At 57.8% G+C, this 26,351-nt stretch carries 18 protein-coding genes; 7 read left to right on the forward strand and 11 right to left on the reverse strand.

Annotation, left to right across the window (positions count from 1 at the left end; translation table 11 throughout):
• Positions 1-225: 225 nt before the first annotated feature.
• The 4 genes from AC0V6V_RS04120 (at position 226) to AC0V6V_RS04135 (ending at position 3,702) form a co-directional block, all read left to right on the forward strand.
• On the forward strand, positions 226-1,416 hold the full coding sequence (locus tag AC0V6V_RS04120) for an acyl-CoA dehydrogenase (protein WP_486166039.1): 1,191 nt from the start codon (positions 226-228) through the stop codon (positions 1,414-1,416).
• A gap of 14 nt (positions 1,417-1,430) precedes the next feature.
• Positions 1,431-2,075 (forward strand): maleylacetoacetate isomerase, encoded by a 645-nt coding sequence (maiA, locus tag AC0V6V_RS04125; RefSeq protein WP_486166040.1) that lies wholly within the window; start codon positions 1,431-1,433, stop codon positions 2,073-2,075.
• Positions 2,072-3,082 carry a fumarylacetoacetate hydrolase family protein gene (locus AC0V6V_RS04130; RefSeq protein WP_486164176.1) on the forward strand — a complete coding sequence of 337 codons (1,011 nt, stop codon included), beginning with the start codon at positions 2,072-2,074 and terminating at the stop codon, positions 3,080-3,082. The genes maiA and AC0V6V_RS04130 overlap by 4 nt, the downstream gene beginning before the upstream one ends.
• Positions 3,083-3,168: 86 nt before the next feature.
• Positions 3,169-3,702 carry a peroxiredoxin-like family protein gene (locus AC0V6V_RS04135; RefSeq protein WP_486164177.1) on the forward strand — a complete coding sequence of 178 codons (534 nt, stop codon included), beginning with the start codon at positions 3,169-3,171 and terminating at the stop codon, positions 3,700-3,702.
• 29 nt (positions 3,703-3,731) lie between these two features.
• Here AC0V6V_RS04135 and AC0V6V_RS04140 read toward each other — a convergent pair whose 3' ends face one another.
• The 4 genes from AC0V6V_RS04140 to ald all read right to left on the reverse strand — a co-directional run bounded on the left by AC0V6V_RS04140 (position 3,732) and on the right by ald (position 7,193).
• Positions 3,732-4,100 carry a cupin domain-containing protein gene (locus tag AC0V6V_RS04140; RefSeq protein WP_486164178.1) on the reverse strand — a complete coding sequence of 123 codons (369 nt, stop codon included), beginning with the start codon at positions 4,098-4,100 and terminating at the stop codon, positions 3,732-3,734.
• Positions 4,100-5,206 carry an S-(hydroxymethyl)glutathione dehydrogenase/class III alcohol dehydrogenase gene (locus tag AC0V6V_RS04145; RefSeq protein WP_486164179.1) on the reverse strand — a complete coding sequence of 369 codons (1,107 nt, stop codon included), beginning with the start codon at positions 5,204-5,206 and terminating at the stop codon, positions 4,100-4,102. The genes AC0V6V_RS04140 and AC0V6V_RS04145 overlap by 1 nt, the downstream gene beginning before the upstream one ends.
• Before the next feature lie 68 nt (positions 5,207-5,274).
• Entirely contained in the window at positions 5,275-5,940 is a 666-nt protein-coding gene (locus AC0V6V_RS04150; RefSeq protein ID WP_486164180.1) for an alternative oxidase, read from the reverse strand.
• Between the two features lie 167 nt (positions 5,941-6,107).
• Positions 6,108-7,193, reverse strand: a complete 1,086-nt coding sequence (gene ald, locus AC0V6V_RS04155) for an alanine dehydrogenase (RefSeq protein ID WP_486164181.1) — start codon at positions 7,191-7,193, stop codon at positions 6,108-6,110.
• 174 nt (positions 7,194-7,367) lie between these two features.
• Between ald and AC0V6V_RS04160 the strand changes: the two genes are divergently transcribed.
• Entirely contained in the window at positions 7,368-8,816 is a 1,449-nt protein-coding gene (locus tag AC0V6V_RS04160; RefSeq protein ID WP_486164182.1) for an NAD-dependent succinate-semialdehyde dehydrogenase, read from the forward strand.
• Between the two features lie 342 nt (positions 8,817-9,158).
• On the opposite strand, the gene AC0V6V_RS04165 is transcribed toward AC0V6V_RS04160, so the two are convergent.
• The 3 genes from AC0V6V_RS04165 to AC0V6V_RS04175 all read right to left on the reverse strand — a co-directional run bounded on the left by AC0V6V_RS04165 (position 9,159) and on the right by AC0V6V_RS04175 (position 12,327).
• On the reverse strand, positions 9,159-10,319 hold the full coding sequence (locus AC0V6V_RS04165) for an alpha-hydroxy-acid oxidizing protein (RefSeq protein ID WP_486164183.1): 1,161 nt from the start codon (positions 10,317-10,319) through the stop codon (positions 9,159-9,161).
• An 84-nt stretch (positions 10,320-10,403) separates the two neighbouring features.
• Complete coding sequence (locus tag AC0V6V_RS04170) at positions 10,404-10,754, reverse strand: thiol-disulfide oxidoreductase DCC family protein (protein WP_486164184.1); 351 nt, start codon at positions 10,752-10,754, stop codon at positions 10,404-10,406.
• A 67-nt stretch (positions 10,755-10,821) separates the two neighbouring features.
• Positions 10,822-12,327 (reverse strand): ShlB/FhaC/HecB family hemolysin secretion/activation protein, encoded by a 1,506-nt coding sequence (locus AC0V6V_RS04175; RefSeq protein WP_486164185.1) that lies wholly within the window; start codon positions 12,325-12,327, stop codon positions 10,822-10,824.
• Between the two features lie 272 nt (positions 12,328-12,599).
• On the opposite strand from AC0V6V_RS04175, the gene AC0V6V_RS04180 reads away from it, so the two are divergent.
• Positions 12,600-14,486 (forward strand): FecR domain-containing protein, encoded by a 1,887-nt coding sequence (locus tag AC0V6V_RS04180; RefSeq protein ID WP_486164187.1) that lies wholly within the window; start codon positions 12,600-12,602, stop codon positions 14,484-14,486.
• A gap of 135 nt (positions 14,487-14,621) precedes the next feature.
• Positions 14,622-16,973, forward strand: coding sequence for an EAL domain-containing protein (locus AC0V6V_RS04185; protein WP_486164188.1), 2,352 nt, complete (start codon positions 14,622-14,624; stop codon positions 16,971-16,973).
• On the opposite strand, the gene AC0V6V_RS04190 is transcribed toward AC0V6V_RS04185, so the two are convergent.
• From AC0V6V_RS04190 to AC0V6V_RS04205, 4 genes are all read right to left on the reverse strand, one after another.
• On the reverse strand, positions 16,970-18,940 hold the full coding sequence (locus AC0V6V_RS04190; RefSeq protein WP_486164189.1) for a sulfotransferase: 1,971 nt from the start codon (positions 18,938-18,940) through the stop codon (positions 16,970-16,972). The genes AC0V6V_RS04185 and AC0V6V_RS04190 overlap by 4 nt on opposite strands.
• Positions 18,941-19,051: 111 nt before the next feature.
• Positions 19,052-21,697 (reverse strand): TonB-dependent receptor, encoded by a 2,646-nt coding sequence (locus tag AC0V6V_RS04195; protein ID WP_486164190.1) that lies wholly within the window; start codon positions 21,695-21,697, stop codon positions 19,052-19,054.
• Positions 21,698-22,049: 352 nt separating this feature from the next.
• Positions 22,050-23,849 (reverse strand): BCCT family transporter, encoded by a 1,800-nt coding sequence (locus AC0V6V_RS04200; protein ID WP_486164191.1) that lies wholly within the window; start codon positions 23,847-23,849, stop codon positions 22,050-22,052.
• Positions 23,850-23,928: 79 nt separating this feature from the next.
• Entirely contained in the window at positions 23,929-26,340 is a 2,412-nt protein-coding gene (locus AC0V6V_RS04205; RefSeq protein ID WP_486164192.1) for a glycoside hydrolase family 3 N-terminal domain-containing protein, read from the reverse strand.
• Between the last annotated feature and the right edge of the window lie 11 nt (positions 26,341-26,351).

Here is a 26,351-nt window from a genome sequence, read left to right on the forward strand (position 1 = left end):
GCCACCCTGAAAACAGCCTTGGAACAGCGCATTTCCCAAAAGTCACACTTTGCATCCGTGCATCCGCCCCAAACCTCTGATAAACGGGCGGTAATTTCAAAAGTCACACATTTGAAAACGGCGTATGTGTTCCAAAGCCGAAAACGGCCAACGCAAAGCTTGCAGGAGGCAACGAAGCCTGCAACAGACCCTCTAAACTGGTTTCAGGAGTAACTAATGGCCGGAATGGCGCCCTTCAATTGGGAAGACCCCTTCGATCTCGAAACGCAGCTGACCGAGGACGAGCGGATGATCCGCGACAGCGCCCATGCGTTCGCGCAGAGCGAGCTGCAGCCGCGCGTGATCGAGGCCTATCGCAATGAAACCGCCGCACCGGAGCTGTTCCCGCTGATGGGTCAGGCCGGGCTGCTCGGCGCGACCATTCCAGAGGAATATGGCGGCGTTGGCGCAAGCTATGTCGCATACGGCCTGATCGCGCGCGAGATTGAGCGCGTGGACAGCGGTTATCGCTCTATGGCGAGCGTCCAATCGAGCCTCGTGATGCACCCGATATACGCCTATGGGTCAGAGGAGCAGCGGCGCAAGTACCTGCCCGGCCTCTCCTCCGGCGAGCTCATCGGCTGCTTCGGCCTGACAGAGCCAGACGCGGGTTCAGACCCTGCTGGTATGAAGACCGTCGCGAAGAAGGACGGCGCCGGGGAGAATGGGGGCTACGTCATCAACGGCTCCAAAACCTGGATCTCAAACTCGCCCTTTGCTGACGTCTTCGTCGTTTGGGCCAAGAGCGAAGAGCATGGCGGCGGCATTCGCGGCTTCGTGCTTGAGAAGGGGATGAAGGGGCTGTCCGCACCCAAGATCGAAGGCAAGATCAGCCTGCGCGCATCGACCACCGGCATGATCGTGATGGACGATGTGAAGCTGCCCGCCGACGCTGTGCTGCCTGATGTGCAAGGTCTCAAGGGACCGTTCGGCTGCCTCAACCGCGCGCGATACGGCATCAGCTGGGGCGCGATGGGCGCAGCGGAATTCTGCATGCATGCCGCACGCCAATACGGCCTCGATCGCAAGCAGTTTGGCAAGCCTCTGGCCGCTACGCAGCTGTTCCAGAAGAAGCTCGCGGATATGATGACCGACATCGCCATGGGCCTGCAGTCAAGCCTGCGCGTTGGACGCTTGATGGACGAAGGCCGCTTTGCACCCGACATGATCAGCATCATCAAACGCAACAACGTCGGTAAGGCTTTGGACATCGCCCGCCAAGCGCGCGATATGCACGGCGGCAATGGCATTTCGGAAGAATACCAAGTGATCCGCCATGCAGTGAACCTCGAGACGGTCAACACCTACGAAGGCACGCATGATGTCCATGCGCTCATCCTGGGCCGCGCGGTCACTGGCATCGCGGCGTTCGGGTAAGGAGGGTTCACGCCATCAAACTCTACGGCTACTTCCGCAGCTCAACCAGCTACCGCCTGCGCATCGCATTGGAGCTGAAGGGTCTCGGCTACGAGAATGTGCCCGTGAACCTGCTCACATCTGAACAAAAGGGCGAGGCGTTCACCAGCCGCAATCCGTTCGGCTCTGTGCCCATGCTGCAGGCTGATGGCCGCGACCGCGCGCAGAGCATGGCGCTGCTCGAATGGCTGGACGAGGCCTATCCTGACCAGCCGCTGATGCCGCGCGATATTGAGGCACGCTACACTGTGCGCGAGCTGACCTATGCCATCGCGACAGAGCTACACGCGCCGCTCAACCTGCCGGTCTTGAAGTACCTCAAGAACGAGTATGGCCAATCACAAGACGCGATCGACACCTGGTATCGTCACTGGCTGGCCCGCACGCTGGAGCCGGTCGAGGCTCGGCTGGCTCAGCTTCATACGGGCGACTTCCTGCTCGATAAGCCGGGTCTGTTCGAGACTTTGCTGCTGCCGCAAGTCTACAACGCCCGGCGCTTCAAATACGATATCGATGCACACAAACACATCGCGCAGATCGAGGCGGCGTGCCTTGCCCTGCCCGCGTTTCAGCGTGCCCACCCAGACAATCAACCCGACAACCCGGAGAACTCCGCATGAAACTAGCAACGCTCAATGATGGCACCCGCGATGGCAAATTGGTCGTTGTGTCGAAGGATCTCACGCGCTGCTGTGCGGCGGGTTACATCGCGCCGACCATGCAGGCTGCGCTGGATGATTGGGAGCGGATTGCGCCGCAATTGGAAGTGCTCGCCACCGATGTGGAGCATCAGGCCGTGCCGTGCGAGCGCTTTCACGAGCGTGAAGCGCATTCGCCTCTGCCGCGCGCTTACCAATGGGCCGATGGCAGCGCCTACATCAACCACGTTGAGCTGGTACGCAAAGCGCGCGGTGCCGAGGTGCCAGAGAGCTTCTACTCCGATCCGCTGATGTATCAGGGCGGCTCTGACAGCTTCCTGCCGCCGCGCGCCAACATCCCGCTAGGCGATCCAGCGTGGGGCTGCGACATGGAGGGCGAGGTCGCCGTGGTGACCGATGATGTGCCAATGGGCGTGTCAGCCGAAGATGCCGCTGGTCACATCAAGCTGATCATGCTGGTGAACGATGTGAGCCTTCGCGGGCTGATACCGGGCGAGCTTGCCAAGGGCTTTGGCTTCTTCCAATCCAAGCCTTCCAGCGCGTTCTCACCTGTTGCAGTCACACCTGACGAGCTGGGCGATGCCTGGGCGGACAGTCTCATTCACCTGCCCTTGATGGTCGACTACAATGGCGAGGCGTTTGGCCGCGCGGAAGCGGCCAAGGACGCGACGTTCAACTTAGCGCAGCTCGTCGCCCATGCAGCCAAGACCCGTAGCCTATGCGCTGGCTCCATCGTTGGCTCCGGCACGGTCAGTAACAAGGGCGCAGATGGCGGGCCGGGTAAGCCAGTTGCCGAAGGCGGGCTTGGTTACAGCTGCATCGCGGAAATCCGCATGATCGAGACGATTGCAAATGGCGAGGCGACAACGCGCTTCATGCGGGAAGGCGACAGCGTGAAGATCGAAATGCGCGATAAGGACAACCACTCGATCTTTGGCGCGATCGAGCAGAACGTCGTGGCGGTGTAGAGCCACAATTTCGGCTTTTACGCGTGTAACCAATCCCACGCCAAGTACGAATTGTGTAGGCAAACCAAACAATAAGGACTTTTCCCATGGCAGTATCCCCTCTTGTTCCTGGCTCTAAATTTCCAGCAATCACCGTTCCTCAACTTGGCGGCGGCGAGCTGGCTCTGGGCCAGACAGATGACACTCACGATTGGCAAGTCCTGATCATCTACCGCGGCAAGCACTGTCCGATTTGCACCGGATACCTCCAGCAATTCGAAAAGAAGCGCGCCGAGTTTGACGAGTTAGGTGTGGAATTGGTTGCCGTGTCATCCGACAGCGAAGACCGGGCTACGGCTCAGATGGCTCAGGTAAAACCGGGCTACCGTATCGGTTATGGCCTGACGGTCGAGCAGATGCATGAATTGGGTTTGATGATATCCGGCCCGCAAAATGGGACTGATGTCGCCGGCCCCTTTGCCGAACCTGGGCTGTTCGTTATTGATGAAGACGGCCTAATCCGCGTTGTCGACATCTCGAACGTACCATTTGCACGGCCTGATCTAGGCACGCTTTTGATGGGCCTGAAATATGTGAAAAATGTCGAAGGCGGTTATCCGATTTCCGGCAACCATTTGTGAATGATGACGCCCGCTAGGCAGAAATCGGACTAGACCTCTATGGGCTTGAACGCCGTCGCCTCATCGCCGGTGTTCGCCGTGCCTTCGGCGTCCATGATCACCAGCTTGACCTCGCCCTGCCGCGCGCAGGGACGATGTTCAACGCCGCGCGGGACGACGATCAGCTCGCCTACTGACAGGAGCTCAGTGCGATCTCGAAACTCCATTTCGAGCGCGCCTTCGACCACCAAGAACAGCTCATCGGTGTCGTCATGATTGTGCCAGTGGAACTCGCCATCAACCTTTGCGAGGCGCACCTCATTGCCATTGTAGCGCGCGGCAAGGCGCGGCGCCCAATGCTCAGAGAAGCCAGCAAACTTGTCGGCCAGATTGATCTTCTTTGGAGTTGCGCTCGCCATCAATACACCACCACGCTGCGGATGCTCTCGCCAGAGTGCATCAGGTCAAAACCCTTGTTGATCTCTTCTAGCGTCAGGGTGTGCGTGATCATCGGATCAATCGCGATCTTGCCCTGCATGTACCAGTCGACAATCTTGGGAACATCAGTCCGTCCCTTCGCGCCGCCAAAGGCCGTGCCGCGCCAATTGCGCCCGGTCACCAGCTGAAATGGACGCGTGGCGATCTCTTTGCCCGCTTCCGCTACGCCAATGATGATGCTGGTGCCCCACCCCTTGTGACAGCACTCAAGCGCTTGCCGCATGACATCGGTGTTGCCCGTGCAATCAAACGAATAGTCTGCGCCGCCATCGAGCATTTCCAAGAGATGGTCAACAACGTCAGAGGTCTCTTTGGGGTTCACGAAATCGGTCATACCGAACTTCTCGCCCCATTCGCGTTTGGCTGGGTTCAAATCCACGCCCACGATCCGGTCTGCGCCAGCCATCTTTGCGCCTTGGATCACGTTGAGACCGATTCCGCCAAGGCCGAACACGACGACATTGTCGCCGGGCTTCACCTGAGCCGTGTTGGTCACCGCGCCCACACCTGTCGTCACCCCGCAGCCGACATAGCATGCACTTTCAAACGGTGCGTCGGTGCGGATCTTAGCGACGGCGATCTCAGGCAAAACCGTGAAGTTAGAGAACGTCGAGCAACCCATATAATGGTAGATCGTCTCGCTCTTATAACTGAACCGCGATGTGCCATCCGGCATCAGACCCTTGCCCTGCGTCTCGCGGATCGCGCTGCACAGATTGGTCTTGCCAGACAGGCACATTTTGCACTGCCTGCATTCAGGCGTGTAGAGCGGGATGACATGATCGCCGGGCACAACCGAGGTCACGCCTGCGCCAACTTCCCGTACAATCCCGGCGCCTTCATGGCCCAAAATGCCGGGGAACAGACCTTCGCTATCCAGCCCGTCCAGCGTGTAAGCATCGGTGTGGCAAATCCCGGTCGCCATAATCTCGACCAGTACTTCGCCGGCCTTCGGCCCTTCCAGATCCAGCTCGACAATCTCAAGCGGCCTTTTGGCTTCAAATGCAACGGCGGCTCTGGTTTTCATGGTGCGTCTCTCTCATTCAAATCGAGAGAAACGCAACACCAGCGCGGGGCCCGCGTCAAGCGCGCAGATCAGTCAGCGCGCTTGTTGTCGATCACGGTCACAAAGTCGTGGTTGACGTCGCGGTGCTCCGCCTCGTCCGCGCGAACGGCGATAATCACATCGCGCAGCCGCGCATCCTGCGGCAATTGCCAATAGTCGATGGCAATCTGAGGCGCCGGCACATTCTCATGTCGCCCAGCATCAACCTCGGCGAGATATTGGGTGTAGCTGAAGACCGCTTCTTCCTCGAAATACGCCACCACCCGGTGCGCCGTGCGCGGCGCGAACAGGTAGAGCCAGAAATAGAAATTGTAGAAGATCAGCTGGGTTATCATGATCAGCATGCGCTCAAACCGGTTGGGATCAGCGATCTTGATAAAGGTCATCAGATGCATCCGCTCGTTCTCTGCCTCTTCCAGCAAAGTGCGGATCCAGCCCTCATCATCGCGGATATAGCGCAGCGCCTTGAGGTGCTGCCACAGGCCGCCGACCATTCCAGGCACGGCCGCCACAGTCTCCAGCACAACGGCGCGGTGGCCATACCGGGTGGCGAAGAACTTGTCGGCGAAGAACCGCAGCATTTTGACAAAGGCAAAGGCCACCTTGTCGCTGGTTGTGACCGGCGCGACATGGATATCCAGCTCTGCGTCGAGGTTCACTTGGCGAACCAGTGGTGCGGTGTTCAGGTGTTTCATTAGCCACTTCCGTAGAGCCGCTTAACAACCGAGGAGCTCAGTCCCCTCCGCGCGCAGCGACCATGTTCAGACATGCTTCGTTTACCCAACGCTTAAATGCACGTTCTGATCCGGAATAAACATCGGATTCGTGACAGTATATGTTCAGTTTTTTGCAACTTGGTGCATCAAGTGAAACCGAGGCTGTCCGCCACCGCTTGGTTCACGATCTTGCCCTGATGGACATTGAGGCCAGGCGCGAGATGGGGGTCGTCTTCGCACGCGGCCACACCCTTACTCGCAAGCGCAAGGCCAAATGGCAGGGTCGCATTGTTGAGCGCATAGCTCGAGGTGAGTGGCACCGCGCCGGGCATGTTGGCGACGCAATAGTGAATGATTCCATCGACCTCATAAGTCGGGGCCTCGTGCGTGGTCGGCTTTGACATTTCGAATGCGCCGCCTTGGTCAATCGCAACATCCACCAGAACCGCACGGTTCTTCATCAGGCCCAGCATTTCGCGCGTGACCAAATGCGGTGCGCTCGCGCCGGGGATCAGCACTGCGCCAACCACGACGTCAGCGTCGGTGATCGCTTGCTCGATTGTGGAAGAGGTGGAGTATCGCGTTGTCGCGCGCCCTTGGAACATATCATCAAGCTGGCGGATGCGCGGCAGCGAGCGGTCAAAAATCTCGACATTCGCGCCCATGCCCACGGCCATGCGGGCCGCCTGCGTTCCAACCACGCCGCCGCCCAGCACAACCACTTTGGCAGGCAGCACACCGGGTACGCCGCCCATCAAAGTGCCGCGTCCGCCATTGTTCGCTCGCAGCGCCATCCCCGCCGCTTCGATCGACAGGCGGCCAGCAACTTCGCTCATCGGGGCAAGCAGTGGCAGCCCGCCATGACGGTCCGTCACCGTCTCATAGGCGACAGCTGATATTCCCGCATCCATCAGGCCCCGCGCTTGATCGGGATCGGGCGCGAGGTGCAGATAGGTGAATAGGATTTGTCCCTCGCGCAGCTGCACCCATTCGCTTGGCTGAGGCTCTTTGACCTTCACGATCATGTCAGCCTTGGCAAACACTTCAGCGGCGTCTGCCGCAATCTGTGCGCCCGCCGCAAGGTAGACATCATCGTCCTTGCTAATGCCTAGGCCCGCACCGGCTTCGACAAGCACTTGGTGGCCAGCAGCAATGTATTCGCGCGCCGCCTCTGGGGTCAGGCCAACACGATATTCATGGGTTTTGATTTCTTTGGGGACGCCAACAAGCATGCCGAACTCCTGGGGGAATATGGGTACATTGGGTTCGAATCGAACCTTAGGTGACGCGCAACAAAGTTACAATCGAAACAAACATGCTTGCTTTCCTTCGCGGGCTTTGGTGAGACTGCCGCTGCACACAAACGCACAGCAATTGGTGCGCATATGTAAGCCTGGAGAATTGCCATGACCGCCTATCCTCAAATCAAAATGCTGATCGGCGGCGAATGGGTGACGGATGGCGGTGATGGCACAATGGCCGTCACCAATCCGGCGACCGAGGCGGTGCTTGGCCAATGTCCAAAGGCCTCGTCGGAGCAGCTCGATGCGGCATTGGCAGCAGCAGACGAAGGCTTCAAAATTTGGAGCAGTACGCCGGGTATCGAACGCTACAATATCTTGCGCCGCGGCGCAGAAATTCTGCGCGAACGCGCGCCGCAAATCGCCGATATCATCACCGCTGAAATGGGCAAACCGCGCGCGCAGGCGCTGCCCGAGGTGGTGGTCTCTGGCGATGTGATCGATTTTCTGGCTGAGGAAGCCAAGCGTCAAGGCGGCCGTCTGGTGCCGTCGCGCCATCACGGCCTTTTGTCTCAGCAAGTGCTTCATATGCCGGTCGGCCCAGCGGTGTTGCTGACCCCATGGAACTTCCCCGTGAACCTGGCCGCACGAAAGCTCGGCGGAGCATTGGCCGCTGGCTGCTCGGTGATTCTCAAGCCTGCCGAGGACACCCCGGCCAGTGCGCAAATGCTCGTCGAAGCACTGGTCGATGGCGGATTGCCAAAGGGCGTCATCAACCTAGTCTATGGTGATCCCGGTCCGGTGTCAGAGCACCTGATCGCCTCTCCGATCACCCGCAAGATCAGCTTCACTGGCTCAACAGCGGTAGGCAAACATTTGGGCGCACTCGCCGCGCAGAACATGAAACGCTTCACGCCAGAGCTTGGCGGGCATGCACCGGTCATCATCAGCGAAACCGCGGATTTCGAACGCAGTCTCGCTGCCTGTGTCGCGAGCAAATTCCGCAATGCCGGGCAAGTGTGCGTATCGCCAACGCGCTTCCTCGTGGCCCGCGGCGTTTACGACAAGTTCGTCAGCGAATTTGCGGCCCGCGCGGCTCAGATCAAAGTTGGCGATGCAGGCGCGGATGAAAGCGTCGAAATGGGCCCGCTTGCGCACGAACGCCGCGTCCCTGCCATGGCGCATGCACTCGGCGATCTCGGCGGCGGCAAGGGGGAGGTCGTCACTGGTGGGGCTGCAATCGAAGGCAGCGGCTTCTTCTATCAGCCCACAGTGGTGGCCAATCCCAGCATGGACAGCCGGCTGATGACGGAAGAACCATTCGGCCCGATTGCTGGCATTGTGCCCTATGACACAATCGAGGACGCGGTCGAGACAGCCAACGCTCTGCGCTATGGCTTGGCTGCCTATGCCTTCACCAGCTCGCTGGATGAAAGCCATTACTTGGGGCAAAATTTGCGCGCGGGAATGGTGGCGATCAACCACTTGGCCGTGTCTTCACCCGAAACCCCATTTGGCGGTGTCGGCGACAGCGGATTTGGCTCAGAAAGCGGGGAGGAAGGCTATCTCGGATACACCGAGACGAAGCTCGTCACGATTGGCAAATCAGGCTGAACGCAGCCCGTTTTGTCTCAATCGAGAATAGGTACGATACGCGAGAGGATGCGGCGCATTGGGCTATGGCTTTCCATCGGCTTGATGCGGCCCCAGCGCGCTCGGCGCGAATATTCATCTTGAAGTTGAACCGTCCGGCCCATCGCATCTGGGCCACTCGACCTGATCGTCGGTATTTCCATTTCTGCTTCCCCAAGAGGCAATAGCCTCGAATCGCTATATTTAGCTGTCTAAAAGCTAACACCTAACAATCTGGAAATGGAGTCGCATTTTTCATTTAAGCTGCAGCGAGAACTAGCTTTTTCTGCCAAATACGCTGCTTAAGCTCGGGTAAAAGCCGCCTCAAACCCGCTGAGCCCCCGCCGCGCGCACGGCCTCCAAAGTTGGGTAACCGTTTACCGCCATCAGCAAATCCGCCTCGGCCAGGATCGATCGCAGCACAAACTCTGCACCCTTCGCTCCGCCCAAGGCCAGCCCATACGTGTATGGCCTGCCCACGCCGACAGCAGTCGCGCCCAAGGCCAGCGCCTTAACCACATCAGTGCCGGAGCGAATACCGCTATCGAACAGCACCGGCACGTTGCCAGACGCCTTCACCACGTCTTCAAGCAGGTCGATAGTCGCGATCCCGCCATTTGCCTGCCTCCCGCCGTGGTTGGAGCAATAAATGCCGTCAGCGCCAGTATCGACGGCCTTCTTTGCGTCATCAGGGTGGCAAATGCCCTTCAGCACAATCGGCAGTTTCGTCACTGATTTCAGCCATTTCATGTCGTCCCAGGTCAGCACCTGGCCAAAGGTCGCAGCCCAAGTCATGATCGCGGTCTTGGGATCCTCTTCCGGCGGCTTTTCAAGCAGCGACCGGAACACCGAATCGCAGAAATAATTGTGCAGCACCTTGCCGCGCAATTGCGGGAAGTTAGAGGCGTTGAGATCGCGCGGTCGCCAGCCCGTCACCCACGTGTCGAGCGTGACCACCAGAGCTTTATATCCGGCGGCCTCCGCGCGGCCGATCAGGCTTTCGGCGAGCCCCTTGTGACGCGGCGTATAAAGTTGAAAGAAGCCCGGCGTGTCACCGCAAGCATCATGGACATCCTCCATGCTGTCATTCGCCAACGTCGAAGCGCACAGCGGCACGCCCGTCGCCGCTGAGGCCTGCGCAGCAGCGATATCGCCGTGCTTGTCCTGCGTCGCCTCGCCCGTCAGCCCAATGGGCGCCATGAACAAAGGGGTCGGCAGCTTCATACCGAACAGATCAATCGATAAGTCCCGCTCCTGCGCATCGACCATCATGCGCGGGATCATGCCCCAGTGATGAAAGGCAGATGAGTTGCTGTCTTGTGTGTGCTCATCGCCGCACCCGCCTGCGACATAATTGGTCAATGACGGACCTAGCGCCTCATGGGCGCGCTTTTCCAGCGTCGCAAAATCGACCGGAAACTGAGGAAGAATGCCCTGCAGCCCGTCGTTGTAGATCTCGTTCTGCATCGCTCCGAAATAGCTCATCGCTCAACCCTCTCTCGGTCATTTTTAGATTGTGAGCTTGGGGTGAAGAAGAGCTTGAAGCAAATGGTTTTTGCTTGATCGGCTCTAGTTGAAAAAGCGCTGCAAGGCCGGGCGTACCTTCAAGAACTGGATATAGAACCGCTCAAGAATGCTGAGCACAATCCGGTTGCGAGCCAGCAGGCCTAGTGGGCGGAAAAGCGGGATCGCGCGCCACATAGCGGCGAATGCAGCCGCGCCGCTCAGCAACTCGCCGTCTTCGCTTGCATGAAACCTCGCCAGCAATTGCGCCTGATCGATTGGGCACACAGCCTCGCCCGCTTCGCTGGAAACATCGATGAACTTCACCGCCTTGGCGGTGTCCATGCGCCGCATCAGTGCGATCTCTCGGGTGCACAGCGGACATGCCCCGTCGAACCAAACTGTGACTTTAGCCATGTGTTTTAGATGCGAACGGAGCCGCCAATTATCAACCGAGCAGCTTGAGAAAGCCCGTGCGAGGCGCTCAGAAGTTGATCCCAGCGCGCACGTTCAACTCTGGCGAATTGTCATCACTGCGCTCTGCGCTGCCTCCCAAAGGAAACCCGCCTTCGATCTCAAAACCGACCGGCCCGATGCGGCCGCGCACGCCTGGTCCAGCAGAAAAGAGCGAGCCCTCACCCACGCCCGCGCCAATATCGGTGACATAGCCGCCATCAAGAAAGGCGTAGAATTGGAGAAAGTCGAACGGCAATTTGTCGGGTGCAAAGCGATATCGCAGCTCAGCCAGGCCATAAACACCTTCGTCGCCCAGCACTTCGCTAAAATCATATCCGCGCGTGCGGAACGGCCCGCCCAGCGCCATCTCTTGTGGAGCCAGCAGCGGACGATCTGCAATCTGCCCCCCGGCAGCGAAATAGACATCAAAACGGCCAGCGACCGGCAAACGCGCATCACCCCAGAGCGAGACCTTGGAGAATACACCGTCACCATCGCTGCGCGAGACCAATGGATCGCCGCGCCGGCTTGCACCTAGGATACCCAGACCGCGAACGTGGCTTGCCCCGGCGCGAACGCGTCCGCCAGCCACTGCCCATTGCGTTGTGATACCAATCGAAGCAGTTACGATGGTGTCATCGCGCAGCATCTGCCCCAGCTCGTCTTGCTCAATTGCAATGTACGAAACATTGCCATTGACCCACAGGCTTTTGTCCTTCGACCTGATGATCGGCTGATCAAGCGATATCCCTGCCCGCAACGAATCTCCGTTTACATCACTGTCGCCAAAAGGCCCCTCTGGCGAAGTCGAGCCAATCGAGCCATTAATCCCTGCAGTAAGGCCAGAGCTGTTGACCTGCGTCCGGTAGGAACCGGAAACAAACAGCAATTCTTCTGGATCGACAGGGTTGATCCGCAGGGCAGCGTAAAGCTGATCCGAAGAGCTGAGCACATCGGTTTGGCGAGTGGAGGCCACTGCGCGGTACGGGCCGAACGAACGCGTGCCGTAATTGTCCGCCTGGATCTGATAACGATCCTTTTCCTGTTCCAAATTGACCACCAGAACGGCTCGGCCATCACGGCGTGAAATCTTAGCGTCCTTCAATCGCGCTGAAGGGATGTCAGTCACGAGCAGCAGTGCCGCTTCCAAATCGCTTTGCTTCACCGGTCGGCCCTGCAGGCGGTTCAGAATTCGGCGAGCCTGAGCATTGTCATAGCCATTGATCTCGATTGCATCGACGCGGCCCTCATCGACCGCAATCTGGACAACGCCAAAACCATTGTCATTCTCAAGCACGTCCGCTTTGACGTAGGCGTAGCCTTCTTCCTTCGCGAGATCAGCGATTTGTTTGGTCAGCTGAGCTAGCACTTCCTCGCTGCGTTCTTCTCCAAAGAAACCCTCGACGACCGCCTGATAGCGCGCATCGTCAATGGCCTCATTTCCGAGAATAACAATCGCGCCGATTTGATCGGTTTGTTGCTCTTCAGTGCGCTGCTCGCCTTGCTCATACAGCACTTCGTCGCCGCTTTTCATGACGGACAACATCGTGATCCGCGGCGGATTAACGGTCTCCTGCGCGTTCAACGCAGGCGCTGCGATGCATAAACATGCACCCAACGAAACTGCCTTGGTTAAACGCATTGAAACCTCCTGAATGGAGGCGTGCGCCTAGCTGCAGCGCGCTAATAAACCCTTACCCGCGAGCGAATTAGGGAAATGTTAGCTACCCCGCTTCAGCACTCCTTTAGAGGCGGCGGTTCAAAGGCATACTAGCACTGAACTGTAATCTTATTTGAGACCAACCAATGATCCGCCTTGCCAAGAAATCCCTTGTGGTTGCCGCCTTGATGGCCAGCACCAGCGCCTTTGCCAGCAGTGGCTGGAGCGTTTCCGAGGCGAGCGGGTCGGTTACGATCACACGCGGCGAGAAAGTTCTTCAAGCTCGCAAGAACAGCCGCCTGAACGAAGGCGATGTGATCCGCACCGGCACCGGCGCCCGCGCTGTTCTGGTCCGCGGCAAGGAATATGTCGTTGTCTCACCAAAAGCGCATATCCGGATTGCAGAGCCCGAAAAGTCCGGACCAGTTACGCAGATCTTTCAATATCTCGGCAATGTGCTGTTTAAGATCGAAAAGAAGAGCACCCCGCATTTTGGCGTAGAGACGCCGTACATGGCCGCTGTGGTCAAGGGGACGACCTTCAACGTGTCGGCTGGCGATGATGGCACCAGCGTTCAGGTTACCGAGGGTGCGGTCGAAGTCACCACTGGCGATGATCTCGAAGCAGCCTTGCTCACCCCAGGCCTCGTCGGGCTAGTCGAAGCGGGCGCAATCGGCGATTTGATCGTCATTTCGAACGATCCCGATGGTCCTAGTGCGGAAGAAGCAACCGTACGCGGCACACCTAGCTTTGTGCCCGCTCTCAGCCAGCCAGCAGCAGAGCCGGTTACACGCATCGCTAACGCAGCGGCAAATTCTGGCGGCGCAGCTGGCGCTAGCAGCGTCACCCGGGAACAACCGTTTGCGGGACCTGTTGCGGCCGGACCAACGACCCAAGCTGACGCTGGCCCTGCGAACGGTACTGCCCCAGGATTGCAGGTCGCGATCGGCGCCGCATCTGGCGGACAGAGCGCTTCTTATGACGACTTCAACGACGTCATAACGAATAGCGGTGGCGAAGAGGAAAGCAGCGCGGCCCAAGATTTCGTCATCTCAGAACCAGGAGATGGTGAGAGCGGCCCGATTGAAATCATTGCCGAGGACGAAGGCAACACCGCTGCTCCAGTCGCAGAAGAGACCGATGCCAGCATTGACATCGGCACAGTCGATGTCGGCGCTACTGACGAAAATGGTGCATCTGCGAATGATACAGGTCTCGTCTATGCGGAGGATCAGGCCAATGGTTCTTGCGCTGGTGTCGCGAATTGCTCGGGTGGCGAAAATCCAAACAATGGCGGCATTGATCTAGATGATGATGCCTCCGATGAAGACGTCGGTCTGGATGCTGGCGTAGTTGGCCCGATTGACGGCTCTGATAGCGAAGAAGTCGACGTCGGCGCGGATCTGGGCCTCGGCTCAGGCAATGACGGCAGCGACGAAGACACCACCGGAAATGGAAACGGCAAATCGGGCGGTAACAACGGCAATGCCAACGGCCTCGAGAATGGCAATGGCGGTGGAAACGGCAACGGAAACAACGGCAACGGAAACGGCAATGGCGGCCCCAGTTCCGATGATGAAGACGTCGGCCTCGATGCAGGCGTAGGCGGTCCGATCGACGACTCCGATAGCGAAGAAGTCGATGTAGGTGCAGATTTGGGCCTCGGCTCAGATAATGACGGCAGCGACGACGAAACCACCGGAAATGGAAACGGCAATTCGGGTGGTAACAACGGCAATGCCAACGGCCTCGAGAATGGCAATGGCGGTGGAAACGGCAACGGAAACAACGGCAACGGAAACGGGAACGGTGGCCCCAGCTCCGGTAATGAAGACGGCTCCGAGGGCGGTGTTGGGGTGGACCTTGGAGTGGACCTCGGCGGCGATGATGGCGCGGATGCCGACTTAGGTGTCGATCTCGGCTTGGGCCTGGGTCTAGACGATGACGACGACGATGATGATGCCGGAGAGAACGGCGAAGGCGGCGAAGGCGGTGAAGGCGGTCGAGGCAGAGGCCAGGGCAATAATAACTAAGCTCGAAGCGCTGAATTTCGCCTCTCCAAAGCTCTGATTCTCCCGGTAAAATGCGAGAGAAACCTCACTTAAACCCTTTCTGACTATACGCGTTCACTTCGAAGCGGCATTCCGCCGTCCATCGGGAGTATTTGCGTGCGGCTAGCCAACGCCTCGGTCACAATGCAGGGCAAAGTCGCGCGCGCAGTTGCCTTTGTGATAGCGCTGCTTATCGCTGCGCTCGCAACGCTGAGCGGGCTGTCGGGAAATGCCGAAGAAAGCCTTCGCGACAATCGCGATCGATTGCGTATCAGCGAAGCGTCCGGTGAAATTGTTGTCCTCGAAATCGACGGACGCTCAATCCAGGCGCTTGAGCAATGGCCTTGGCCGCGCAGCTTCTACGCCGATGCCATTCTAGAGCTGGACCGTTTGGGTGCAGAACAAATCGCCTTTGATGTCGATTTCTCATCACGCTCAGAACCAGAGCAAGACGCCCGTTTTGCAAGTGCCCTTAAGCAATTGGGCGGGTCCGTGGTCCTGCCAACCTTCCGTCAAGAAAACCGGGCTAAGCAAGGCGAAGATGGCGAGAACATCACCGAGGCTTTGCCCCTGCCCGAATTTCGCGAGCATGCATTCCTCTCAGCGGTTAACGTGCTACCAAATGCTGACGGACGGATTGAGTTCTACCCATACGGCGTTTCGACCAATGATGTGCCGCGCCCATCCATCGCAAGTATGGTCGCAGAGGAACATGGCCGGATCGATCAATACTTCCGCGTCGACCAAGCGATTGATCCCGACACCATAGCGCGCATTTCCTTTGTCGACTTGCTCGAGGGAAAAGTCGCGCGCGAACAGGTCTTTGGCAAACGCATCATGGTGGGCGCGACAGCGATCGAGCTAGGTGATCGCTATCCAACTGCTCTGTTCGGGGTTCGGCCCGGTGTCGTGATTCAAGCGCAAGCGGCTGAAACACTGCTGCAAAATCGCATGCGCAGCGACAGTGGACCATGGTTGCCACTGACCATTGCAGCAATGGTTTTGGCAGTCATGCTTCGTTCGCTTTCAAGGGGTCGTTCCCGCGTGGCCTTTGGTGCCGTGTTTATCGGGACTGTGGTTGCTGGCATCGCGCTTGCCTTTGATCAGCTCGCGCTGCCCTACATCCAACTGATCCCAATCATGATCTTGCTTGGTAGTTTCATTGGATTGCACCGATTGATCACATCTGCGCTCAGCCTGCGCCATGCGAGGCGCACCGATGCAGCATCCGGTCTTCCCAACCGGCGCGCGCTGGAAATCGAGCTGGCAGACCAAGCGGACCGAGCAATTGCGGTCGCCAGGATCGATGATTTTGAGCAGATTGAAGCGATTGTCTCTGGCTCTGATCTTCCGCGCATTGAGCGCAAAATTGCGAAGCGTCTGGTCGCGCTTGCAGGATCAGAGCAGGTTTATCGAATTGACCGCGCGATGTTCGCTTGGTTCGTTCCGCAAGACCATAGCGACGCTCTCGAAGAACACTTTGCGTCGGTGCAATCCTCCTTCGCGGCACCTTTCGATCTTGATGAGAAACGGCTCAAGATCAAAGCCTTTTATGGCAGTTCGCAAGGTTCGATAGCCGATGCTGTGACTGCCGCAGAATACGCACGCAGGCGCGGCATTGACTGGTCCACCAACGCGCTCGGCCTTCAAGATGAAGCGCAATTCCAGCAGCGAATTCTGGGCGAGCTCGACGACGCGATGCAGACCGATGCAATCCACGTTGTCTTCCAACCGAAAATGCGGCTTTCCGACAGAGCAATTTACGGTGCAGAATGCCTTGTGCGCTGGGACAGCCCAACTCTGGGACGCATCTCACCGGCTGACTTCATTCCAATCTTGGAGACCAAGGGCCAGATCAGCGAGCTGACCAAGTTTGTCCTTGCGAAAGCGCTGGAGCGCAGCCGCGAAGCCAATGAAGCAGGGCAACCGGTTCAATTGGCGGTCAACATTTCGGCGCAATTGCTGTCCGATCCAGCCTTCGTCAACAGCGCAATCGCGATGATGGAAGAGGCGCATAGCAAAGGCGCATCTGGTATCACATTAGAAGTGACAGAGAGCGCGCCGCTGGCCGATCCAGAGCTCGCCAAAACGACGCTCAGGCGTCTTACCGATGCGGGTGCACGCATTTCCATCGATGATTATGGAACGGGCCAGGCAACGCTCAACTATCTACAGGGCTTCCCTGCACAAGAGATCAAACTCGACCAGAGCTTTGTACGCGATCTCGTGGCCAACCGCGCAGACAGGATCATGGTGCAATCCACCATCGATCTGGCGCATGCGCTCTCGTTCGACATTGTTGCAGAGGGAGTTGAAGACGCAGCAACCATCGAGGCGCTCGCCGAGTTCGGGTGTGATTATGTGCAGGGCTGGGAAATCGGCAAGCCGATGGATTGGGCGGACTTTGTCCAATTTCTGAAGTCGGCAGAGGCCGCTAAAACACAGTCGGTCAGCTCCGCAGCGGCTTAAAACGTCGACGCCTTTCCTAGAGCGCTTTTCAGGTCGTCAAGGTAAGGCTCAAACGGTTTCCAGGCGCCCTGCCCCTTACGGTTGATCGGCTGGCGGACCTGCTCGCTGCTGGCAGTGCGCACAGCGCGATCTGTCTTGTGAAAGTCTAGGCAGGCCTCCTCAAACTGCAGCCCCAGATATTCGAGCATCCGCCGCGTTTGCCCTTCGAGATCATCGAGGACATCCTCATGCTGCACGCGCAGAACCTTACCCGGCAATACCGTGTCCCAATGGTCCATCAGCTCGACATAGCCGGAATAGTAGCGCCCGACCTCGGTCAGACCATAGGTGAACTCCTGACCCTCGGCAAACAGCTGTTTAAAGCCGGAGAAACAACAATCCATCGGATCGCGCCGCGCATCAATGATCTTGGCATTCGGAAGGATCAGATGGATCAGGCCAATATGCCGGAAATTGTTGGGCATCTTGTCGATGAAGAATGGCGCACCTTGCCGGTGAACGCGGGTGTTGGTGATAAATTCCTCGCCAAACTTCGCCAATTGCTCGCCGCTCAAATCATGCAGCACGGCTGGATAGAGCGATTGCCCAGCCTTTCGTCCGCGTAGCCGGTGCGCGAGCGCGAGAATATCCGGCAGCTCCAGCGTCCCATCAACTTGGCTGTGGCTCGCCAGGATTTGCTCGAGCAAGGTTGATCCGGCGCGCGGCAGACCAAGGATAAAAATTGGGTCCGGCGCATCGTGGCCGGCGCTATCATGTTTCTCAAACAGCTCTGCCGTGCACAGCTCGCGCTGCGTCGCCAGCTCGGCGGTCATCGCATCAGCGCTGTAGCGGGTTTGCGCGCGTTTCAGGTCATTGCCCTGCGCATAGGCGGCAAAGCTCTCTTGGTATTCACCGCGATCCTCGTGCGCTTTGCCCAGGGCAAAAGACAGATGCACACGGTCCATAAAGGCGAGGTCCGCTCGAGCGATCTGATCGCTCATCGCTTTGAGCTCTTCATCGCTGAACCGGTAAGTCTTTAGATTGGCTAGCGCGTAATAGGCATCGCCATGGTCACCCTTGGCGGCAATGGCTGCGCGGTATCTCGAAACCGCATCTTCACCGCGCCCCCTCGTCTTGAGCGCATGGCCCATGCTGGTTAGCGTAGCCGGGTCTTGCGGCAACTTCGCAAGCACCGCTTCGAACAGCTCAAACGCGCGATCAAAATCGCCTGTCTGCATGCTTTCAATGGCGAGCCGCGACTGGAACAGCGGATTGTCGGGGTCACTGGCGTGGAGCGCCTCCGCTTCCTCTCGCGCGCGCTCGAACTTTTGCCGACGGCGCAGCACATCGACATAATCCAACCGCAGCTGGATATTGTCCGGCTCAAACGTGACCGCGCTTTCCAGCAAGAACTCCGCATCATCCAGAATGCCCAGCTCCAGCCCGATCTTGGCGAGCAAGCGCATCCCCTCAACATTGCGCGGATTGGAACGCAGGAAATATCGGCAGATCTCCTCAGCGCGTAGCACCCGTCCTTCCGCCAAATGATTGGTAACCGCAATCAGCTCCCGCGGCAGAGTGGCGAGCCTTTGCTGCTGTGCAGTCGCAGCGGCAGCTTCGGCGGTGCGCCCTGCCCCGCTGGCGATGCGTGCTTGTTCGCGCCAACTGGCCTCAAGCGCCGGGTTAAACCGGGTGGCGCGGGCAAAGGCGGCAAACGCATTTTCGCTCTGCCCCCGAGCTAGCGCCAAATGCCCCTCTTCCTGCCAGGCCCGGCCATGTTCTGGCATGGCGGCATGAAGCTGCCTCAAGTGGCCTGCTGCATCATTGAGGCGCCCAAGATATCGGCATGCGACCGCGGCCAGGTACAGCGCGTCGCCATCGTCCTGCTTTTCAGCAAGCACTGAGTTCGCGTGCGCCAACCCTTCTTCAAATCGGCCCTGTTGCAGCACCTCTTGCGCGGTTTTCAGCAGCTCTTCGCGTGTCGCCATTTCACCGCCTTACAAATCCTGTCCGCATAAGCCCAGAGCCCAAAAGCAAAGCGGCGGAAATGAACCCACTAAGATCCATTCCCGCCGCATTGTCTTGCTGATTGTGTCAGATCAATAGTCGTAGGAAATCCGCATTCCAACCGTTAGTGGACGATTGGTGGTGATGCGAGCCCGGTCATTGATGAAGTTGCCCGAAATCTCGGCGCGCTCATCGAACAGGTTCTCACCATAGATCTCGAACTTCCAATTGTCGGAGGTCACGCCCGCCGCCAGATCGACCAAGGTGTAGCTGTCGAGCTCAAGCTTGTTGATCTCGATAATGTCGGTCAGCTTGGATGCCGAATGGCTCACTTGAGGCTGAATGTAAGCGCCCAAAGTGTCGCTCAAATCCCATTCGTAGCGGACCCGCAAATTGCCTTGGAATGATGGTGCGAACGCAAGGTTCGTCCCGGCAAGCACGTCATTTGTGGGTGTGAGAACCTCGGTAATCTCGGTGTCGAGCACCGAGAAAGCACCAGCAATTGTCAGACCGGGCGTTGCGTATGGAGCGATTGTGAAGTCCGCCTCCAAGCCATAGATCTCTGCATTGGCGGCATTGTCCGAGAAGAACAGATTGGTGATGCTCGGATCAAAGATAGTCGTCTGAAGGTTGCTGATATCGACATAGAATGCGCTGCCGTTGAAACGCAGCTGGCCATCGATCAGATCGAGCTTCCAACCCAGTTCGTAGTTCTTAACTTCATCGGTTTCGAGCTCAAACGGGACCGTAAATCCGTTGGCGCCTTGCGCACCGCCCGGACGGTTCAGCAAGCCAGGACGAAAGCCCTCTGAATAGGTCGCATAGAAAAGCATGTCTTCGTTTGGCGTCACGGTCAGTGTGCCTTTGAAGATGGTACCGCTTGTCTTGGCGACGTCTGGCGCTTGAAGCGCGTTGAACACTTGCGTCGCTTGCGCGGTGCTCAAGCCAGCCGCCTCGATGTCGGCAATGCTATCGCCCAAGGTGAAGGTTTGACGCAGTGCCGCGTTACAAGAACCGATGAAGGTGAACTGTCCGTCACCATCATAAAGATCGTTGATATTGGTGCCGAATGCGTTCGCGTCTTCGGCCGCACCTGAGTTACAGAACGAACCGTTGGCGCTGCCTTCGAAATCAACTTCGACGTCATAATAGCGTGCGCCGAATGTCGCGGTCAGCAGGTCTGGGACAATATCAAAGCTGGCCTCGCCAAAGATACCAAACTGCTCGTCAGTCCGGCGAATATCGTTGCGGAAGATCGTGCTCGCTGGGAACGGACCTTCTTCAGAGATAAAGCCGGCTTGCGGGAAGTTCGGTGCAAATGGACCAAATGGCTGAGCCAGAACATTGCCCGGATAGGCAAAGTCGTTGCGCTCTTGCAGTTCAAGATCAGAATAGAACCCACCCGCCGTCACGCGCCAGCGGTTTTCCGCCGGAGTGCTAAAGCGCAGCTCTTGAGTGAAGACGGTGGTGTTGCTGTCTGAAGTGACAAACAGGTTTGGTGCCTGGCACGTTCCGCTTGGTGCGGCTGCACCAGGGTAGCTGACCGAGCCATCACAGATGTAATACGGCAGGTACTGACCAACAAACAGATAGTCGGAATAATCGACCCGCTGTTCCGTCTCACGGTCGGTGTAGGCACCGGTGTAAACGATATCGAGCATCGCCAAGCGGCCTTCGACGGTCCAACTGGTGTTCGAGAAATTGTCTTCTAGGCGATCGTCCTCGAAACGCTGAATTTCGAGATTGTCGAGGCCCAGTTCTGGGTCGGCAAAGAACACGCCGTCGGATTCAACGCTCTGGCGGGTGTGCGACAATGTGACCTTCCAGTCAGGCGTCACTTCCCACAATGCGCTCGCGCGGAAACCAGAATATTGGGTGTCGTTAAAATTGTCTTCGACCAAACCAGCATTGTCAGCATTGATGAAGGTGACAGCCGACAGATCGGCGCCCGCTTGGAAACCGCCGCGATTGGCATTCACCGGAACACCATTTGAGCGAACCGTTCCCGATGGGCGAAAACGCGCGCTTTCGCTGACATTGCGAGTGCCCGCGACGTTGTCGATATACCCGCCTTGATCATCAAGGAAGACCACGCCGCGCAGAGCAAACGTGTCGGTCACCGGTACGTTGACCATTGCTTCGGCCTTGTAGCTTGCCTCACCGCCTTTGGTGAAAGACACGCCGCCAGAGAACCCAGCGTCAAAGCCGCTGAGGTCAGGCTTGTTGGTGATCAAACGGACGACGCCAGCTTGCGAACTTGCACCGAAGAGTGTGCCTTGCGGGCCAGAGAGCACTTCGATGCGCTCAAGGTCAGCGGCGTAAACGTCGAGGTTACGGCCCGGCTGTGCAAGCGGTTGTTCATCAAGATAGAGCGCAACGTTTGGTGCAAGACCGGCAACGCCCGCAACCGAGAGGTTCGGCGTGGTTGATGCAAGACCGCGAATGTAGATCGTGCTTTGGCCTGGGCCACTACCACCGGCGGTGACCGTCGGCAGCTGATCGAGATAGTCTTCAAACGTATCGATGTTCAGCTCATCGAGCTGCTCTTCACCGATTGCGGAGACCGACACAGGCACGTCCTGCAGATCTTCACTGCGCTTTTGCGCGGTCACAACAATCGTTGGAACCCCGCCGCGCGCTTCTTCTGCTTCGCCTGCCGGCGCATCTTGTGCGACCGCAGGTGATGCGACAGCAATTGCCAGCGCGCTCACTGAGGCGCGCCTTGCGAACTTAACCATTATGCTTGTCCCCTATAGACATCAGGTGACCCGCGATGCCCGAATGGGCCGCTGAGTCAGTAAAATAGCGCAGTCAGAAAGACTTCGCGCTCTTGAAGGGGCTGGTAACAAGCGATCAAAGGCCCGGCCACAGCTAGCGGTTAAATTTTCAGGACTTAGAGAAGCCATGTTGCAAAATAACAACATCGGCAAATATAGAATGAATTTTGCGAAATAAGAAATTCGTACTTATAGTTTTAAGTTTTTTATTCTCAATTTTTCAGATCTATACTGCATTTCTATACTCGATTTTTTCAAGTTATGGTAAATATCGATCGATTTACTCTTGGTGTCGATCGATCTATAAGGCAAGTTATTCTTTTACCATTACTTTCTCATTCCACTCCTCACATGCTTCTGCAGTAGTGGGCACGCCGTGATGTTTGCGCACAACGTCGAAAACGATCGCCTTCACGATCGAAATCATCATCAGCAGAACCACAAATGAGAACGGCAAGGCGCCGATAATCATGGTGATGCGGATCGCCTCGATCCCGCCGAGGATCAGCATGGATCCAACGACAAACGCCAGCGCGATACCCCAGAAGAAGATGTGGTAGCGGCGCGAACCCTCGTCTTCCCCCGCGCCATTGATCGTGTTGACGATCAGGATCGCGCTGTCAGCAGATGTGATAAGATACGTCATCAGCAACACCACGACCAAGCCTGACACGATTAGAGCGGTTCCATCGCCCAGCATCGCAGCCAAGGTGGCATAGAGTTGATCCGCCATGGGGGCCGCAAGAATGGCTCCATCCGCAGCACCGCTGAGTTCCAGATCGATGGCTGTCCCGCCCACCAGCGCCATCCACACAAAGCACATGAGCGAAGGCACCATCGCCACGCCAAACACATATTCGCGAACGGTGCGGCCGCGCGAAATCCGCGCGATGAACATGCCAACGAACGGAGCAAAGGCGATCCACCACGCCCAATAGGAAACTGACCACCCCAGCTGCCAAGAGACCAGCGCGTCGCCCACCTCGCTACCATCGGAGATGAAACGCGCGAGCGATTGCTGCGGCAAAGTGATGACATAATCCCAAGTAGCGACGCCCAGCAGTTTTAGTCCATAAAGCCCCGATCCCACGGTCGCGAACAGCGCCAAGAGCGCGAAGGACAGCCCCATATTGAGGTTGGAAAGCCATTTGATCCCGCGCCCAACGCCAGACAATGCGCTGACGGTCGAAGCACCAACCAACACCAGCAGAGCCGTTATGATCCCGGCATTTGAGGCAGCAAGCGCGCCATCGTCACCAGCCGTCATAAGCCAATCGCCCATGCCAATTCGGTAGAGGCCAGCGACAAACTGCTCGACACCAAAGCCAAGCGTGTAGGCCACCCCCAGGATCGTCGCGACCACTGCGACGACATCGACGACATGCCCTGCCGGACCTGACATTACCTTCCCAAACAAAGGCGCAAGACTAGACCGGATCGTTAGCGGCAAGTCACGCCGGTGCGCGACATAGGCAATGCCCAGCCCGACCAGCGCATAGGTGCACCACGCGCCAAACCCCCAATGGAGGAAGGTGTAGAGATAGGCCGGTCGCACAGCTTCGGCTGACAGCGGCTCAATATCACCGCGTATAATGTCTGGATTGTTTGCGAAGTGCGCCAGCGGCTCTCCAGTGGAGAAGGTCAGCATCCCAATACCAATGCCAGCCCCAAACAGCATGGCAAACCAGGAGAAACGCGAGAACTCCGGCTTCTCATCCGGCGCACCCAGTCGCAGACTGCCGGATTGCGGGATCACCGCCAAAACCGTGCAAACCACGACCAAGGCCGCAACGAGATAGATGTACCAGCCGCCAAACAGCGCAATGATCGACGTGTTGGCCGCCCCTAAAGTCGCCAGCGCCTTTGCCGGGAAGAAAATCGCCCACATAATGATCAAGGAGACAATTATCTTAGACGGGATCGTCACCGCCCGGCTGAAGCCATCGTAAAAGCCGCGATCGTGTGTCTTAATTGGCAGATCAACAAGTGGTGGCGCAATCGGCGCGCTGGCTGGCGCGCTGGTGCCGCTGACGGTGTCGTTATGGATAATTGTCTCCCCAGCGCGGGCCCGACTAAACTCGAAAAAATGGACCCCTGCGCGTGATCCAATCATAGGTTAGACGCTGCGCATTGCAAACCCAGTGCGCTCAACCGCGCGAAATCGACTTAGACTGCTGGGCTGGTTCGTAACCTCAGTCTGCTGCCAAAGTCAGCTCTGCTTGCTTCACATCGCGGCTATTGCCACCCGCCATCAGGATAAATTTGCCCGGCTCAACCACACGCTCCATCCTATCATTCCAGAGGCTGAAATCAGCTGGCTTGAGATCGAAGCGAACGGCGCGTTCTTCGCCTGGCTGCAGAGTGACGCGCTCAAATCTAACCAACTGCTTCACCGGAGTAGTGACCGAGGCATGGACGTCGCGCAGATACAATTGCACGACTTCGTCGCCTGCAAGCTGTCCCGTATTCTTGACTGAGACCTCGACCCCGACTGTATCCGAGGTCGAGGGCGTCTCGCCGATCACGCGCGGGGCCGAAATGTCGAAGTTCGTATAGCTTAGGCCAAAGCCAAAGGGGTACAGAGGCTCCTTACTATCAAATAAATAGCCGCGCCGCGCCTGAGGTTTGTGATTGTAGAAAACCGGGAGTTGCCCAACATTTTGAGCGACTGTGACCGGCATCTTGCCGCCTGGATTGGACTTGCCAAACAGGACGTCGGCGACCGCATTCCCGGTTTCTTGACCTAGGTACCAGCCCTCAATGATCGCAGGGGCCGTTTGGTTTAGCTCGACAATCGATAGCGGTCGGCCATTGAGCAGCACGGTCACGACCGGCTTACCCGTAGCCAGCATTGCGCGGGCCAGATCCATCTGCTGACCTACCAATGTGATATCGGTCCGGTCTCCGAGGTGGGTCGTTGCCCACGCTTCCCTGCTGGTCTGCTCATTGCCGCCGATGACCATGACGATCACGTCAGCATCTTCAGCTGCTGTGACAGCCTCCGCGATCAAACGGCGGTTCTCCTCTTCGGGAACGAGGTCGACGGGATCAGCCGCCCAGACCCGGCTTTCCGTAATGCGAACACCTTCCGAGAATTCAACCTCGAATTCCCCGCCAGCAGCGCTTTCGAGCCCCTCTAGCACGCTCACAACTTTGCGAGGGATATCGCTGTAGCCGCCCAAAGGCGTGTCTTTCGCATGTGTCCCGACGACGAGTAACTTATCGATTCCGTCCGCACTCAATGGCAGCAGGCCCTCGTTTTTGAGCAACACCATCGACTTACGCGCGGACTCGCGAGCAAGCGCAATGGCTTCATCATTTGCTTCAATCCGCTCTGCATAATCCGCGTCTGCGTAAGGGTTCTCGAACATGCCAGTGGTGAATTTCAGCCGCAGGATGCGGCGGACTGCCTCGTCGATCAGAGCAACATCCACCCGCCCCTGCGCCACAAGATCTGCGAGAGTGAGGAATGTATCCGCATCGGCCATTTCGTTGTCCACGCCTGCCTTAATCGCGCGTTCCGCGGCCTGCTCTGCATCCCCGAGCATTTGATGGCGGGTGACCATTTCTCGTATGGCGAAATAGTCGCTCACCACGGCCCCTTTGAAACCCCATTCTTCTTTGAGGACTGAGTTAAGCAGCCAGCCATTGGCATGGCTCGGCAGGGCGCCAATCTCATTGTATGACGGCATAACCGACAACACGTTGGCCTCCTTCACAGCCCGCTCAAACGGGGGAAAGAAATAGGTTCGCAAGGTGTGTTCGCTCAGTTCCGCAGGCGCGACATTGGTGCCGCTTTCCGGCTGACCATGGCCCGTCATATGCTTTAGCGTCACAAGCACTTTATCATCGGCGAGTGGCAATTTCCTGCCCTGAAATCCGCGGATTGCCGCCAATCCAATTTCCGAGACGAGGTATGGATCTTCGCCGTAGGTTTCCTCAATCCGGCCCCAGCGCGCATCGCGAGCAATATCGACCACAGGGGAAAGCGCCAGCTGCGCTCCGCGCGAGCGCATTTCACGTGACGCTACGCTGTAGACTTGCTCAACCAGCTGCGGATCCCAAGTGCTGGCCAAACCGATCGCTTGCGGAAAGCTGGTGGCGCCGCGCGCGACGTAACCGTGCAGCCCCTCCTCATGCATCAAGATTGGAATGCCGAGACGTGTTTCCTCGACGGCCCAGCGCTGCGCGGCGTTGACATAGTCGACGGTTTCGCGCGCGGTGCGATTGCGCCCCTCTGCCGAAGCCCCTGCATCGCCGGAATTCGATTGGTCAACGCCGCGAAAATCCGATGGGCGGGCAACCATGCCAATGCCATTGGGGAAACTCGCGTTGGCCTTTGTAGAATCGAAATCACCTTCGGCGGTCTGCACTTTCTCCTTTTGCTCCCAAATCGTGAGCATTTGCGCGACCTTCTCCTCCAGCGTCATCCGCGCCAGCAAATCTTCAATGCGGTCTTCGATTGGCGCGCCTGCGTTCTTATAAGTTGCCAGCTCAACACTCGCGCTTTGTTGGCTAACAGCGACGGTTGGATAGGCAGCAATGCCCCCGAACAATCCGACAACCGCCGCGCAGCCAGCAGCTCCCCTTACAAATTTGCGCATATTACCATCCT

It is taken from the genome of Erythrobacter sp. S249 (genome assembly GCF_057364975.1).